At 72.7% G+C, this 15,056-nt stretch carries 10 protein-coding genes; 5 read left to right on the top strand and 5 right to left on the bottom strand.

Annotated features, from left to right (window positions below):
* Positions 1-47: 47 nt before the first annotated feature.
* From FXF51_RS14415 to FXF51_RS14430, 4 genes are read right to left on the bottom strand one after another with little or no spacing between them, the layout of a single operon-like run.
* Complete coding sequence (locus tag FXF51_RS14415; protein ID WP_148434954.1) at positions 48-1,718, bottom strand: glycosyltransferase; 1,671 nt, start codon at positions 1,716-1,718, stop codon at positions 48-50.
* A complete protein-coding gene (locus FXF51_RS14420; protein WP_148434955.1) occupies positions 1,715-3,643 on the bottom strand; it encodes a glycosyltransferase in 1,929 nt (642 codons plus the stop codon). The genes FXF51_RS14415 and FXF51_RS14420 overlap by 4 nt, the downstream gene beginning before the upstream one ends.
* Positions 3,640-5,136, bottom strand: coding sequence for a glycosyltransferase (locus FXF51_RS14425; protein ID WP_148434956.1), 1,497 nt, complete (start codon positions 5,134-5,136; stop codon positions 3,640-3,642). Before FXF51_RS14425 ends, FXF51_RS14420 begins: the two co-directional genes overlap by 4 nt.
* Positions 5,133-5,594 (bottom strand): hypothetical protein, encoded by a 462-nt coding sequence (locus tag FXF51_RS14430; protein WP_187414373.1) that lies wholly within the window; start codon positions 5,592-5,594, stop codon positions 5,133-5,135. The genes FXF51_RS14425 and FXF51_RS14430 overlap by 4 nt, the downstream gene beginning before the upstream one ends.
* Before the next feature lie 216 nt (positions 5,595-5,810).
* On the opposite strand from FXF51_RS14430, the gene FXF51_RS14435 reads away from it, so the two are divergent.
* Both FXF51_RS14435 and FXF51_RS14440 read left to right on the top strand, forming a co-directional pair.
* The gene (locus FXF51_RS14435; RefSeq protein WP_148434958.1) at positions 5,811-6,884 is read left to right on the top strand and encodes a glycosyltransferase family 2 protein; all 1,074 of its coding nucleotides are present in this window, start codon (positions 5,811-5,813) and stop codon (positions 6,882-6,884) included.
* Positions 6,881-8,542 (top strand): glycosyltransferase family 2 protein, encoded by a 1,662-nt coding sequence (locus FXF51_RS14440; RefSeq protein ID WP_148434959.1) that lies wholly within the window; start codon positions 6,881-6,883, stop codon positions 8,540-8,542. The genes FXF51_RS14435 and FXF51_RS14440 overlap by 4 nt, the downstream gene beginning before the upstream one ends.
* An 87-nt stretch (positions 8,543-8,629) precedes the next feature.
* On the opposite strand, the gene FXF51_RS14445 is transcribed toward FXF51_RS14440, so the two are convergent.
* On the bottom strand, positions 8,630-10,123 hold the full coding sequence (locus tag FXF51_RS14445) for a glycosyltransferase (RefSeq protein ID WP_148434960.1): 1,494 nt from the start codon (positions 10,121-10,123) through the stop codon (positions 8,630-8,632).
* Positions 10,124-10,301: 178 nt separating this feature from the next.
* Here FXF51_RS14445 and thrC point away from each other — a divergent pair, with 178 nt between their 5' ends.
* The 3 genes from thrC to rho all read left to right on the top strand — a co-directional run bounded on the left by thrC (position 10,302) and on the right by rho (position 14,893).
* Complete coding sequence (gene thrC / locus FXF51_RS14450; protein ID WP_148434961.1) at positions 10,302-11,360, top strand: threonine synthase; 1,059 nt, start codon at positions 10,302-10,304, stop codon at positions 11,358-11,360.
* Between the two features lie 28 nt (positions 11,361-11,388).
* Positions 11,389-12,294 carry a homoserine kinase gene (thrB, locus tag FXF51_RS14455; RefSeq protein WP_148434962.1) on the top strand — a complete coding sequence of 302 codons (906 nt, stop codon included), beginning with the start codon at positions 11,389-11,391 and terminating at the stop codon, positions 12,292-12,294.
* Positions 12,295-12,751: 457 nt separating this feature from the next.
* Entirely contained in the window at positions 12,752-14,893 is a 2,142-nt protein-coding gene (rho, locus tag FXF51_RS14460; protein ID WP_148434963.1) for a transcription termination factor Rho, read from the top strand.
* Positions 14,894-15,056: the final 163 nt, after the last annotated feature.

Genomic DNA, 15,056 nt, shown 5'->3' on the forward strand with positions numbered 1-15,056 from the left:
CGGCGTGACGGGGAGGACCTCCACTCCACGTCACGGCCGCGTAGGGCTCAGTCGCCGGGAAAGGCCAGGTCGCGGACGCGGCGTACGGCGCGCCTGAGCACCGTGCGATTGCGCTCCCCGGCCAGCCGCACCGCCTCGCGCCGCCACGTCTCGGCCTTCTCCCGCCACCGTGCCGCGTCCCGCCCGTTCTTGCCCGCCTCCCTGCGGGCCTGCGCGAGCTCGGCCCGCAGCGCGGCGACCCGCTTGCGGTAGCGGGCGACCTCCTTCTCGTGCTCGGCCGTGAGCACCGCGACCTCGGACGGCGGGCGCCGGCGCGGCGGGTAGACGGCGGGCCGCCGTTTGAACCCCCACGTCTCCCCGTCCACCCACTCCAGCCCGAACAGCGAGTCCACGAGGTCGTCCAGGTGTTCGCCCGGCGCGGCGACGAGGGCGGCGCGGGACAGGGCGGCCGTGCGGTCCAGCCGGGCGATGGTGACGCCTCGCCCGGTCTCCTCCAGGGCGACGCAGAGCGAGCCGGAGTCGTGTTCCTCCAGGTGCGCCACCAGGCGCTCCAGGGCGTCCTTGGCGACGACCCAACCGGGCGGCACCGACAGCCGGAACGGGGCCGTGCCCGCGCGGGGCGGAGTGAAGTGCACGCGGGGGTCGTGGTCGAAGGCGGCGTGGACGAGGCGCAGGTCGAGGTGCGGGTCCGTCAGCGGGGAGCGCCGATCGGGGGTCAGCAGGTCCCAGGCCCCGGCGACGGTGACCCTGACGTCGGGCAGCGAGCCGCCCAGCAGGGAGTCCACGGTGGCCCGTACGTCCTCGTAGCAGCCCTCCGCGACCGTCGCGTCCACGTACGGCACCAGCCACTGCCGGCCCGCGTCCGTCCGCAGGTAGCGCCGGTACGGCACCCGGTCGGCGACGTACGGATCGTTGTACCGCTTGAGCGCCCGGTGGTCGCGCATCGCCGTCGGCAGCCCGAGGTGCCAGGCCCTGGACTCGGGGTCGGGCACGTAGACGGCGCCCGCCTGCGTGAGCCGGTAGCCCAGCTCGGTGTCCTCGGCCAGCACCAGGGAGGTGTCCATGCCGCCCGCCGAGCGCAGCAGCGCCGCCGGGTACGACACCGTGGCCCCCACGTGGATCCTGGTGGCCAGGGAGCTGGGGGCGGTGCGCAGGCCGTCGTGGTCGGCGATGATCTGCTCGGCCCAGTCGTGGCGGTGCGGCGACAGGGGGAAGAGCCGCTCCTCCGAGCCCGCCGCCAGGGCGGCCACGACGTCCTCCGGGGCGGGGAGCGGGCCGGGGCCGGTGAAGTCGATCCAGCCGAGCGCCACCACGTACGGGGCCAGGTGGTGCCAGCGGAGCTGCGCCTCGACGTGCCGGCGGTGCGGCACCATGTCGGCGTCCAGGACGAAGACGACCTCGCCCGCCGCCGTGTCGATGCCCGCCTGCACCGCCCAGGCGCGCCCCCAGCCGCCCGGCGGGGCGGAGACGAGCTTGGTCCTGGCGGGGACGATCTCCGGCAGCACCAGCGGTGTGGCGCTGCCGTCGTCCACCACGACGACGTCCATCAGGTGCTCGGGGTAGCTCTGCGCCGACAGCGCCGCCAGCGTGAGGTCGAGCGTCTCCTGACGGTCGTGGGCGGGGATGACGACGGTGACCGTGAGCGTGGGCTCCCACTCGCCCAGCGCGGGCGGGGTGAGCACGCCGAAATCGTTGTGCGGGATGCGGGTGGTGGTCACGGGAGAGGGCTTTCTTCGAGCGCCATCAGCGCGTTGGGCCGGAAGCCGCGCCACTGCCGCCTGTTGCGCTGCAGGAACGTGCCGATCGGCTCCTGCCAGGTGTGGTTGGCGGCGGGGCCTCGGCGCAGGATGTACCCGAGGCCGTGCGTCCGGTAGATCTGCCCGCCCGCCGCCTGCAGCGCCTCCTGGAACTGCGTGTCCACCGAGCGGGGCAGCGGCCGGAACCCGCCCACCGCCTGGAACGCCGACCGCTCGACCAGGATCGTCCCACCGGCCACGAAGCTGGTGATCTGCTCGGTGACCTGCCGCCGGTGCACGGTCACGTCGATGGACGAGAGGTAGACGAACTCGGGCACCGTCCCGACCACCTGCGCCCCCGAGTAGGAGTGCGCAAGCAGCAGGTCCGCCAGGAAGTCGGGCCCGTACCAGTCGTCGTCGTCCATCTTCAGCAGGAACGATCCGGCGGCTCTGGCGGCGGCCAGGTTCAGCACCTCGCCGAAGACGGCCCGCCGGTCGGCCTCGAACACGGTCAGCGGCCCGTCGAAGGCGGCGATCGCGGCGGCGACGTCGGGATGCCCCTGGGGCACGCCGTGCAGCGCGAGGACGACCTCCAGCCCTGCGCCGCGCTGGCGGGCGATCTGGCCGAGCGCGAACGCCACCATGTCGGTGCGGCGGGTGGCCAGCAGCACCGAGGTGAGCGGGGGAGCGGGCGCGGGCGCGCCGAGCTGCTCCCAGCGGGCGGCCACGCCGTGGGTGCGCAGCGCGGCGCGGCGCAGCAGGATGCTGTGCTCCTCGCGCCGCAGCTCGTCCGACAGGTCAGGGGTACGGGTGAGCAGCGCGGCGAGCTCGTCGCCGAGGGCGCCCGCCCAGCGCGGCACCGTGTCGGCGACCAGCGGCACCCCGGCGGCGCTCAGCCCGGCCAGCACCCGCACGGCCGTCAGCGGGCCGCTGTGTGCGTGCCGCCAGTCGACCTCGACGCCTCTGATCTGGCGCAGCCTGGCCACGTCGGCGTCGGTGACGCCGCCCGACTCGGCGAACGACGTCACGACCTTCCCGTCCAGCAGCACCGACCAGCGTCCGTCGCGTTCGGCCAGGGACGCCATGCCGCGCGACGGGGTGGTGACGAAGCCCTGCGGGTTCACCAGCCGCTCGTCCACCGGCGGGATCATGGACGGCTCGGCGAGCACGTCGGGGTCGGTCAGCGGCGAGGCGGCCATGCCGGGCCGGCCCAGCCGTTCCCAGCTCACGGCTTCGAGGGCAGGGCGCTCGATCGGGGTCTCGGCCCCCGCCCATCCGGCCTCGGGGGCCGTGAGGGACGGGCCGGAGTCAGGATCCAGCACGTCCGCCGCCAGCGTGCGCAGCACGACGTCGCCGCCCGGCGCGCCCACCCGCTCGGGCACGGGCCCGCCGACCTCGGCGGGCGTCGCGTTCGGGTCTCCCGGCCGCCAGTCGGCCGCGCCGACGCCCGCGATCGCCGCCGCCGGCGCCGCGATCACGTCGAGGCGGTGCCCGGCGAACGCGCGGGCCGTGGCCGCCACGGTACGGCCGGCGGGCGTGGCGGCGGAGAAGCGGGCGTCCACCACCCACACCCGGTTCTTCGGCTGGTGGACCCGCAGGTCCGTGAGCGCCCGCCACCGGTGCGCGGGCGTCGGCGTGGGCACGGGCGCGGGGTGCGAGGCGGGCGTGTCGAGCACGGCGACGACGACCCGCTCGGCCTGCGGCAGCAGCTTGTGCAGGGTGGCGATCCTGCGCAGGTCAGCGGGGGTCATGGCGAGCACCAGCACGTCGCGGCAGCGCTCGGGCTCCGCGTGCGGCTCCAGCAGGTCCCTGTCCAGGTCCACGGCGCCGTGCAGGTGGGTGCTGTCGTCGATCCCGGCGAAGAACACCCGCGCCCCGCGCAGCTCCGCCAGCAGCCGCTCGATCATCCGGCGCTCCTGAGGTGGCGCATGAGCGAGCTGAGCGGTCCGCGCGGCTCCTGCTCGGCGGCGGGTTCCTGGCCGAGCCGCGCCACCTCGGCGGACAGCCGTTCCACGGTGGCCTTCAGCTCCCTGATCTCGGCCGCCCGCTGCCCGGCCAGCGCCCGCCACTTGGCGGGCTCCCCGGCCAGCGGCTCGGCCTCGTCCGCCGGAACGATGTCGTACTCGACGCCGCTCACCCACTCCGACCCGAACATCTCGTCCACCAGGTCGTCCGCCCTGCCGGGGAACAGCGCGGCGCGGGCGAAGGCGGCCGTGCGCTCCAGCCGGACGGCCACGACCCCTTCCGAGCCCTCCGCGAGCGCCACGCTGACCAGCCCGAGCAGGTCGCGGTCGGCATGCCGGACGAGCCCGGCGAGCGTGTCGGCCCCCAGCACCCATCCGGCGGGCAACGTGACCAGGAACGGGGCCGGCGCCGCCGACACCGGTACGCTCTCCGCGAACTCGACCCGGGGCTCGTACGCGTACAGGTTGTGCAGGAGACGCAGCTCCAGCATGGGGTCGTCGAGGTTCGAGCGCCGCTCGCCGGTCAGCTTGCTCCAGGGCCCGACGAGGGTGACCGCCGCGTCGGTGAGCGTGCCCGCGAGCGCCGAGTCCACGCTCGCGCGCGTCTCCTCGTACGTCGTGGCCGTCACCGCGACCCGCACGTACGGCACCAGCCAGTGCCGGCGCGGATGCTTGCGCAGCCAGCGCAGATCGGGGATCAGGTCACCGAGGTACGACCAGTTGTGCCGGTGCACCTCCTTCTCCCGCAGCATCACGGTGGAGGGCCCGACGTGCCACGCCCTCGCCTCGGCGTCGGGGATGAACACCGCGCCCGCCTGGGCGAGCCGGTAGCCGAGCTCGGTGTCCTCGGCCATGTTCAGGGAGGCGTCCACGCCGCCCGCCGCGCGCAGCAGCTCCGCGCGCACGGAGGTGGAGGCGCCGGTGTGCAGCAGGTACGGGTTCGCCCCCGCGTCCCTGAGCCGCCGCGTGGAGTCGAGGATCTTCTTCGTGTACGCGGTGGGCTCGCCCTCCTCGCCGGGCGCGTCCACGAACCGCGTCTCGCCGATCACCACCGCGTAGTCGATCAGGTGGTGCCAGCGCATGTGCGCTTCCAGGTGGTCGTCGGCGAGGAGCATGTCGGAGTCCAGCCAGTGGATCACGTCGCCGGTGGCCGCGAGCTGCCCCGTCTGCCTGGCCGCACCGCGTCCCCACCCGTCGGCCACCCGGACGACCCGCGCTCCCGGCACCCGCAGTGGCGGCTCGCTGCCGTCGTCGGCGACGATGATCTCGACCAGTTCGGCCGGGTACGTCTGCCGCGCCAGCGCGGGCACCGTGCGCTCCAGCGCCTCCTGGCAGTCGTAGGCGGGGATGACCACCGACACCCGCAGGGCCGGCTGCCACGTGCCGGGCTCCGGGGGCCGCAGCACGCCGTAGTCGTTGTGCCTGATCCGGGTCATACGCGGTCCTCGGCCAGGCTCCTGACCTCCTCGCGCAGCTCCTCCACCTCGCGGGCGCGCGCCATGGCGTTGACCCGGTCCTCGCCGAGTGAGGCCAGGATCGCGCCGAGGTCGTCGGCGCGGCGCGCGGCGGAGTCCTCGACGGCCTGCACCAGCACGTCCAGCCTGGTCTCGATGGTCCTCAGCGCGGCGGTGGTCCTGGCCAGCTCGGCCTCGTGCTTCTTGATGCGCAGGTCGATGCGGTGCGCCTTGCCGTCGAGGCGGCGCACGGTGAGGACGAGCAGGGCGAGCACGGCCAGCACGGCCAGGAACGCCACGGTGGTCGCGGCGGCGCCGAGCGTGATCAGGTCGGCCAGGACGAGGAGCGCGAGCACGCCGAGGGCCAGCGCTGCGAGGGGTGCGGCGGTCGCCGCCAGTCGGCGGGGCGAGAGCATCCGCGCATACCTTTCGTTGTTCACGACTGGGAGGACATCGGAGGCTTCAAGGACATTTATCGACTATTGACACCCTAATCAACATGGGCAACCACCGTGCCACAACTTTCAGCAGGTTCCCAGCGAATCATCAGGCACAAGGCAGGTCCTGCCGAATCTGGCATGCGCGTCTACTCGCCAGTAAAACGGGCGTAAGGTAGGCGCCGATCACCTCCCGAGCGGCCAAGGAGCACACCACCCATGTCCGTCAGCCCTTGCGGCTTCACGCGTACGCCGGAGAAGGGGCTGGCCCGCCTGCACTGGGGCGACACCGGCTGGGCGGTGGAGGGGCAGCCGCCCGACGTACCGGCGCTGCGCCCGCTGCGCGGGCTGGAGATCGAGTGGCCGGACGGGCGGGTGCCGCTCGACGGCCTGCTGAGCCTTACCGCCGCCGGGGTGCCGCTGACGGCGGAGAACGCGCCGCCATGGGTGCCGGACGACCTCGCGGCGCTGCTCACCGACCGCGAGTGGCTGGACCACGCCGCCGACGGCACCGCGCGCTCGCTGGGCGACCTGCGCCGCGAGGAGCACAGCGTACGCCTGCGCCGCCTCGCTCACCCCGTCGCCGCCCCGCAGGTCAGCATCGTGATGGCGACCAAGCGGCCCGCCCTGGTCGGCCAGGCGCTGGCCCAGATGGGGCGCCAGCGGGACGTCCGCGCGGAGGTGCTGCTGGGGCTGCACGGGGTGCGTCACGACGAGGTGCGCGACGCGGTCGCGGCCTGCCCGCTGCCTGTGCGCTGGGTGGAGGCGGCGGCGTCCGTGCCGTTCGGCGAGGTGCTCAACCAGGCCGCCGGGCTCGCCGGCGGTGACTATCTGGCGAAGTGGGACGACGACGACTGGTACGGCCCGCGCCACCTGGCCGACCTGTTCATGGCGATGTCGTACACCGGGGCCGACGTGGTGGGCACCACGGCCGAGTTCTTCTACCTGGAGCCGCTGAAGGCGACGGTCAGGCGGACGACGTTCGCGAGCGGGGCGAGCTATCCGAGCGAGGTGTTCGCCGATCACGTGGCCGGTGGCACGATCATGGTGTCTCGCGCGACATTCCACGAAATAGGGGGATTTCCGGGATTGCCGCGTGCCGTCGATCTCGAATTCCTCAAAGCGGCGCAGAAAGCGGAGGCCCGCGTCTACCGCACCCACGGGCTCGGCTACGTCCTGCGCCGTGGCCTCAGCGCCGACCACACCTGGCAGCTCCCGCTCTCCCACTTCCTCAAGGTGGCCGTCAACCAGTGGCGCGGCTTCCGCCCGAGCCTGCTGATGGAAGCCGCATGACCGAACGCGGCAGGGTGCGCGGGAACGACTACCGGGTTCTCGCCCCCGACGAACACTTCACGCCCCGGCTCACCGTCAGCGTCGTCATCCCGGCCTACGGCGGGCAGGACAAGCTCGACCTGGTGCTCGCCGCGCTGGCCAGGCAGACGTACCCGGCCGGGCTCACCGAGATCATCGTCGTCGACAACGGCAGCTCGCCGCCGCTGCGCCTGCCCGAGGGCACGGCCGCCCGGCTGCTCGTCTGCGACCGCCCCGGCCGGGCCAGCGCCCGCAACGCCGGCCTCGCGCAGGCCAAGGGCGAGGTCATCCACTGGCTCGACTCCGACGTGGTGCTCACGCCCGGCGCCATCGAGGCGCACATGCGCTGGCACCACGCCGCCCCGTACCTCGTCGTCACCGGCTACCTCCGCTTCACCGGCGCCGAACTGCCCGCCGAGCTGCCGGACGACCTGGAGGCGGCGTTCGAGCCGGCCGAGCCGCACGCCTGGATCGTCGACCTGGTCGAGCGCACCGACGGCCTCACCGACAACCCGCAGCGCCCCTTCAGCCTGCACGTCGGCGGCGCCACCTCGGTCAACGCCCGGCTCGTCGAGGCGGCCGGGCCCATGGACGAGGACCTGATACTCGGCCAGGACACCGAGATGGGCTACCGGCTCGGGCAGGCGGGCGCCGTCTTCGTCCCCGAACCGGCCGCCCGCGCCTACCACCTCGGGCCGACCATGCGCATGCGCGACAAGCAGCCCATCGACCGGGTCAGCCACGCGTTCGTCGCCGACCGCATCCCCGCCTACCGCTGGCTGCGCGGGCATCCGGGCCGTCAGTGGAAGGTCCCGTACGTGACGGTGGTCGTGGACGGGACGCGCGGCTACGACGACGTGCGCGCGACGGTCGACGCGGTGCTCGCCGGCACCGTGCCCGACGTGTCGGTGCTGCTCACCGGCCCCTGGTCCACCCTCGACCGCGACCGCCGCGCCCCGCTCCGCGACCCGGACCTGGAGCTGGTCCTCGTCCACGGGCACTACCTGCACGAGGGCCGCGTCCGGCTGGCCGGGACGGCGGACGTGGACCCGGCCGTGCCCTTCGTGCTCCACCTGCCGGCCGGCTGGATCCCCGGCGAGGACACCCTCGCCCGGCTGCTCGACCTGGCCCGCGACGACGGCCTCGGCCTGGTGAACGTCCTGCTGAACGAATCGGCCGAAGGGGTCGTCGCGGCGCGGCTGGAGCGGGCCTCGGCCTTCGCCAGGGCCCGCATCGTCGTCACCGCCGGTGAGGACCTGGACGACGTGGTGGACGAGGTGTCGGGGGTGGCCTGGGTCGAGGGCGAGACCTACGGCTTCTCCACCGGCTCCTCCACCGGCCTTTCCACCGGTTTTTCCACCGGGGCCGCTGTGCCGCTGGGGCGGCGGGGGGCGTACCGGGCGCGCGTGGAGGCGCAGGCCGAGGCCGACAGGCTGGCCAAGGAGGCCGAGCGGCTGCGGGCGCAGGTGGCCAAGTGGCGGGAGGAGGCGGGGCGGTGGCGCAAGTCCACCGTGGAGCTGCGCCGTGAGGTCGGCGCTCTGCGCCGCCAGCTCGCCGCCGCGAACCGGGCGCAGCAGGGGCTGCGCACGCTGGTCTCCACCACCATGAAACGCGCCCTGCGCAAGCGACTGCGCGGCTGACCGGCCGCCGGTCGCGTGGCGTGGCCTGGCGTGCGCCTGACCGGCCGCTGGTCGCGTGGCCTGGTCTGCGGCGCGACTGACCGGCTGTCAGTTCGGGCGCAGGGCGGACTTCAGGCGGCGGAGCAGCGAGTTCTCCGGAGCCTCCACCGACACCGGCACGGGCTCGGCAGCAGGCGCGGCGGGCGGTGCGGGGATGGTGACCGGCTCGGGCTGGGCGGGCGCGGGCCAGAAGCGATCCGGCGGCTCGTGCCGAACCCCGTGCGTCGCCGAGATGACTTCGTCCACGTCCTCCCCGGCCTCCGTGAGCAGCAGCGCCCGCCCCAGGGCCGAGGTCCGTTCGAGCCGGGCGGTCCGCCCGTCCGGCAGATCCACGACCAGCACCCCGGCCAGGTCCTTCTGCACCGACTCGACCATGCGCTCCAGCGTCGCCCGGTGCAGCGGCACGTCCACCGGCCCCCGGTAGCGGAACGGCGTCGGCGCGGGCGTCGGCGCGGCCTCGTCGATGAGCCTGATGCGTTCGTCGTTGGCGAACAGATCACGCATCAGCCGCAGCTCGAAGCACGGGTCCGACAGGCCGAAACGTTCGGGGGAGAGCCGCGACCACGGCCCCACCAGAGTCACGACGACGTCCTGCAGCTTGCCGTCCAGGGCGGCGGCCACGGCCTGCCGCACCACCGACTCGCTGGTGTCGGTGACGTCGAGCACCACCTCCACGTACGGCACCAGCCACCGCCGCCCCCGGTCCTTGCGCAGGTCCCTGCGCAGCGGGATGCGGTGCGCCAGGTAGGGCTCCACGGCCCGGACGGCGCGCTCGCGGTCGCGGTGCTGGGAGGGCAGCCCGAGATGGATGGCCTGGGCGCTCAGGTCGGGCACGAAGACGACGCCGTGCATGGCCAGCCGGTAGGAGAACTCGGTGTCCTCGCCGCGGATCACGGTCGGGTCGAGGCCGCCCACGGCGTGGAAGACCTCGCGGGGGAGGGCGAAGGTCGGCCCCGTGCAGACGTGGTACGGGTTGCGGCTCTTGCGCAGCCCGTCGGTCTTGGCGATCGTCGCCTCGGTCGAGCTGGCCACGGCCCCGTCGAGGTCGAACAGCTCTCCCAGGTGCCCGGCGTGGAAGACCTGGCGCGGCGTGACGGGCGGCGCGTCGACGAACTTCTTCATCCCGATCGTGACCAGGTAGTCGGTCACGTGATGCCAGCGGGCGAGCGCCTCGATGTGCTCGCGGCAGGCCACCATGTCGGAGTCGAGCCGCTGGATGAGCTCGCCGTCGGCGGCCTTGGCGCCGGTGTTGACGGCGTTGGAGATGCCCCAGCCGTCCTCGACCCGTACGAGACGGGTGTTGACCGGGCGGATCTCCGGCAGCCGGATCGGCGGCCGGCTGCCGTCGTCGACGACCAGTACCTCCATGAGGTGCGCCGGGTACGTCTGCGCGGCCAGCGCCGCCAGCGTCAGGTCGAGCTTGTCCTGCCCACCGTGCGCGGGTACCACCACGCTCACGGACAGGGCGGGTGACCAGGCGCCGAGCTGCGGTGCCGCCAGTGGTGAGTAGTCGTTCTGCCTCAGAGCAGGACGCGCGTTCATGGTCGTGACCCCCTTCCGCGACCTTATCGGGAGATGCTGAGAATTTCCTGAATAGTGCTCCTGTCCAACGCGGATCCAACGCGGATCCGGCGCGGACGTCCGACCCGTGGACGCGGCTCCGCGCCACGCGCGTACACCCCGTACACTCGGTGCCCAACACCGCAGGTAGGGAGTCATCATGAGCAGGTCGTGGCGTGGCCTCATCGAGGAGTACCGCGAGCGTCTTCCGGTCACCGCGAAGACGCCGGTCATCACGCTGCTCGAAGGCGGCACGCCGCTGGTGCCCGCCCACCGCGTCTCGGCCCTCACGGGGTGTGACGTCTACCTGAAGGTCGAGGGGGCCAACCCGACGGGCAGCTTCAAGGACCGCGGGATGACGATGGCCATCAGCAAGGCGGTCGAGGAGGGGGCCAAGGCGGTCATCTGCGCCTCCACGGGCAACACCTCGGCGTCCGCCGCCGCCTACGCCGTGCGCGCGGGGCTGACCTGCGCCGTGCTGGTGCCGCGGGGGAAGATCGCCATGGGCAAGCTGGCCCAGGCGCTCGTGCACGGGGCCACGCTGCTGCAGGTCGAGGGGTCGTTCGACGACTGTCTGGAGATGACCCGCAAGCTGTCGTCCAGCTACCCGATCGCGCTGGTCAACTCCGTGAACCCGTTCAGGCTGCAGGGGCAGAAGACGGCGGCGTTCGAGATCGTCGACACGCTCGGCGACGCGCCTGACATCCACTGCATCCCGGTCGGCAACGCCGGCAACATCTCGGCGTACTGGATGGGTTACCAGGAGTACGCCGACGACGGCGTCTCGACGAAGCGGCCGCGCATGTTCGGCTTCCAGGCCAGCGGTGCGGCGCCGATCGTCGGGGGCGCGCCGGTCGCGCATCCGCACACGATCGCCACCGCGATCCGCATCGGCAACCCCGCCTCCTGGTCGCTGGCCACCGCGGCGCGCGACGACTCGGGCGGGACCATCCAGGCGGTGACCGACCGGCAGATCGCGGCCGCGTACAAGCTGCTGGCGCAGGAAGAGGGCGTGTTCGTGGAGCTGGCGTCGGCCGCCAGCGTCGCGGGCTTGCTGCAGGCGCACGCGCAGGGCATGGTTGAGGCGGGGCAGCGCATCGTCTGCACGGTCACGGGCAACGGGCTGAAGGACCCTGACTGGGCCATTTCGGGGGCCCCGGCGCCGGTGGTCATCCCCATCGACGTCCACGCCGCCGCGGCGGCGCTCAACCTCGCCTGACGGGGAGTGACGAGGGAAAAGTGAACGAATGAGGACCGTTGACATTCGCGTGCCCGCGACGTCGGCGAACCTGGGGCCGGGTTTCGACGCGCTCGGGCTCGCGCTCAGCCTCCACGACGAGGTACGCGCCACGCTCACCGGGGAGCGCGGCGTGCACGTCACCGTGGAGGGCGAAGGCGCCGGGGAGGTGGATTCCGGCGAGGGTCACCTGGTCGTCAAGGCCATGCGCAAGGCGTTCGAGCGCATGGGCGTGCCTCAGCCGGAAGGCATACGGCTGCACTGCCGCAACCGGATTCCGCACGCGCGGGGGCTGGGATCGTCGTCGGCGGCGGTGTGCGCGGGCATTCTCGCCGCGCGCGCTTTGGCCGATAGCGAACTTTCCGACGACGACGTCTACGCCCTGGCCACCGAGATGGAAGGGCATCCCGACAACGTCGCCCCCTGTCTCGCGGGCGGGCTGACCATCTCGTGGTCCGACCACGACGGGCTGCCGCGTATGGTGAGACTGGCTCCCGACCAGCGCGTTCGTCCAGTCGTCGTCGTTCCTTCGACCCGGCTTTCCACGGAGGCGGCGCGGGGGCTGCTGCCGAAGGACGTGCCCCACAAGGACGCCTCCTTCAACGCCGGCAGGGCCGCGTTGCTGATCGCCGCGCTGACCCGACGGCCCGAGCGAGAGCTGCTGCTCGCCGCCACAGAAGATCGGCTCCACCAGGGATACCGCGCGCCTGCGATGAGGGCGAGCGCGGATCTGGTAGAACGTCTCCGTGCAGTGGGCGTGCCCGCGGTCGTTTCGGGAGCGGGTCCCACGGTTCTTGCGTTTTCGACATCGGATACGCAGGATTTGATCGCGCCAGAAGTGGGTAATGACTGGCACATCCAGCTAATGGACGTCGACCCGGTTGGTGCGAACGTTCAGTTCCCCGAGACACGCTGATGCCTCTTTAGACCTTCAGGGAATAGCCGTGTGCGCTGGTGATGTTAGGCTGATAGCCGCACCAGATGCCCCCTTGGTGGGTGCGTGCTTGTCAGCCACACATCGCTGCATCATGCTTCACGTCGCGAGGCGGAAGCAGCGCGGCTGTCTCCCCGGAATCCGTTGCCTCCGGTTGGCCCACACCCGGTTGGCTCGACGTGAGGTGGCGACGACGGGGATCTGCGCGTTCGAATCACTTCGACATCTGGTTGGCGACAGCAATCTGGGGGGTGTCAGCCACGCGCCAAGGGCCATCGGCGGCGTGGAAGAACCCCTCCCCAAGAGTGGCGGCCGTCTGCATCGACAGCCGAAGATCGCAAAGTGCACCCCGACCCGGTCTGTCCCGCCGGATCGCAAGCACCTCCGGGACGCTCGGAAGAACAAATCCGGCGCCCGACCCCTGGGAAGGACCTTTTAGTTGAGCGACACCACCGAACTCCTCTCCGACGCATCAGGCGCTGAGCCGGCGTCCGGCGACACCCCCACCCGCGCCGCGGCCAAGCCGCGTGCGCGTCGCTCCGGCACCGGCCTGTCCGCCAAGGTGCTGCCCGAGCTGCAGAAGATGGCAGCTGAGCTGGGCATCAGCGGGACCGGGCGCATGCGGAAGAGCCAGCTCATCGCGGCCATCCAGGAGAAGCAGGGTGGCGGATCCGGAGACGGCGCACCGACGGCCACGGCTGTGGCCGAGCCCGCCCCGGCCCCGGCGGAGGCGGCCCCCGCGGCCGAGCGGCCCACCCGTACGCGCAGGGAACGTTCCCGCACCAAGACCGTGGAGAAGCCCGCTGAGGAGACCGCTCCGCAGCCCGCCGCGCAGGCTCCCGAGCCCGTGGCCGCCGCGCCCGAGCCGGTCGCCGTGACCCCGGCGGAGCCCGTCGTGGAGCAGCAGGCCCAGCCCGCGGAGGCTCCGCAGGGCGACTCGCGCTCCGAGCGTGGCGAGAGCAGGCGCGAGCGCCGCAGCCGCGGCGAGCGCCGCGAGCGTGGCGACCGCGGCGGCGACCGCGGTGAGGGCGGCCGCGCCGAGAGCAGCCGTGACGGCGCCCGCGACGGCGCCCGTGACAGTGTTCGCGACGGCGCCCGTGACAGTGCTCGTGACAGCGCCCGCGACGGCGCCCGCGACGGCGTCCGTGACAGTGCTCGTGATGGGCGCGACGGCCGTGACAGCCGCGACGGTGGCCGTGACGGCCGCGATGGCCGTGACGGCGGGCGCGACGGCCGTGGCGAGCGCGACCGCGTCGCCGCCGACGCCGGCAGCCGCGGCGACCAGCGCGGCGGCCCCCGTGACGGGGCCCGCGACTCCCGCGACACTCGCGACGGGGACGACGACGACCGCGGCGGGCGCAGCCGCAGGGGCCGCTTCAGGGAGCGCAACCGTGGCCGCGGCCGCGAGCGCTACGAGGCGGGCGACCCCGTCATCGGCGACGACGACGTGCTCATCCCGATCGCCGGCATCCTCGACATCCTCGACAACTACGCCTTCGTCAGGACCAGCGGCTACCTGCCGGGCAGCAACGACGTCTACGTCTCGCTGGCCCAGATCCGCCGCAACGGCCTGCGCAAGGGCGACGTCATCACCGGCGCCGTCAGGCAGCCGCGCGATGGCGAGCGCCGCGAGAAGTTCAACGCCCTGGTCCGCCTCGACACCGTCAACGGCATGGACCCGGAGCAGGCCCGCAACCGGCCCGACTTCAACAAGCTGACGCCGCTCTACCCGCAGGAGCGCCTGCGCCTCGAGACCGAGCCGAACATCCTCACCACGCGGATCATCGACCTCGTCTCGCCGATCGGCAAGGGCCAGCGCGGCCTCATCGTCTCCCCGCCCAAGGCCGGTAAGACGATGGTGCTGCAGGCCATCGCCAACGCGCTCACCCGCAACAACCCCGAGTGCCACCTCATGGTCGTGCTCGTGGACGAGCGGCCAGAAGAGGTCACCGACATGCAGCGGTCGGTCAAGGGCGAGGTCATCCACTCGACCTTCGACCGTCCCGCCGAGGACCACACCACGGTCGCCGAGCTCGCCATCGAGCGCGCCAAGCGCCTGGTGGAGCTGGGCCACGACGTGGTCGTGCTGCTCGACTCGATCACCCGTCTCGGCCGCGCCTACAACCTGGCCGCGCCGGCGTCCGGGCGCATCCTGTCCGGTGGTGTCGACTCCACGGCGCTCTACCCGCCCAAGCGCTTCTTCGGCGCCGCCCGCAACATCGAGAACGGCGGCTCGCTAACGATCCTCGCCACGGCCCTGGTCGAGACCGGGTCCAAGATGGACGAGGTCATCTTCGAGGAGTTCAAGGGCACCGGCAACATGGAGCTCAAGCTCAACCGCTCCCTGGCCGACAAGCGCATCTTCCCCGCGGTGGACGTCGACGCGTCCAGCACTCGTAAGGAAGAGATCCTCATGGCCAAGGAGGAGCTGCAGATCGTCTGGAAGCTGCGGCGCGTCCTGCACGCGCTCGACATGCAGCAGGCGCTGGAGCTGCTTCTGGAGAAGATGAAGGAGACGAAGTCCAACGCGGAGTTCCTCCTCCAGGTCCAGAAGACCACGGTGAGCAACGACCGCGACTAGCGGTAGCGCTTCGCGAAGGGGCGGCGGGTTCTTTCCCGCCGCCCCTTTCGCGCGCCTGGGCGGGTGCCGGCGCCACTTCGGCGCGCCGCGGGGCCGGTGCCGACGGTCACACTCGGCGCGCTGCCACGCGCACCCGGCACCGCGTTCCTGGCGCAGCCTCTGC

Origin of the sequence: Nonomuraea sp. PA05 (assembly GCF_008086045.1) — a bacterium.
Classification (GTDB): domain Bacteria; phylum Actinomycetota; class Actinomycetes; order Streptosporangiales; family Streptosporangiaceae; genus Nonomuraea; species Nonomuraea monospora.

What these genes read in the sequence shown, in the direction of transcription:
- FXF51_RS14420 (WP_148434955.1), bottom strand. Translation starts at nt 3,643, where the DNA reads ATGATCGAGCGGCTGCTGGCGGAGCTGCGCGGGGCGCGGGTGTTCTTC.
- FXF51_RS14425 (WP_148434956.1), bottom strand. Translation starts at nt 5,136, where the DNA reads ATGACCCGGATCAGGCACAACGACTACGGCGTGCTGCGGCCCCCGGAG.
- FXF51_RS14435 (WP_148434958.1), top strand. Translation starts at nt 5,811, where the DNA reads ATGTCCGTCAGCCCTTGCGGCTTCACGCGTACGCCGGAGAAGGGGCTG.
- FXF51_RS14440 (WP_148434959.1), top strand. Translation starts at nt 6,881, where the DNA reads ATGACCGAACGCGGCAGGGTGCGCGGGAACGACTACCGGGTTCTCGCC.
- FXF51_RS14445 (WP_148434960.1), bottom strand. Translation starts at nt 10,123, where the DNA reads ATGAACGCGCGTCCTGCTCTGAGGCAGAACGACTACTCACCACTGGCG.
- thrC (WP_148434961.1), top strand. Translation starts at nt 10,302, where the DNA reads ATGAGCAGGTCGTGGCGTGGCCTCATCGAGGAGTACCGCGAGCGTCTT.
- thrB (WP_148434962.1), top strand. Translation starts at nt 11,389, where the DNA reads ATGAGGACCGTTGACATTCGCGTGCCCGCGACGTCGGCGAACCTGGGG.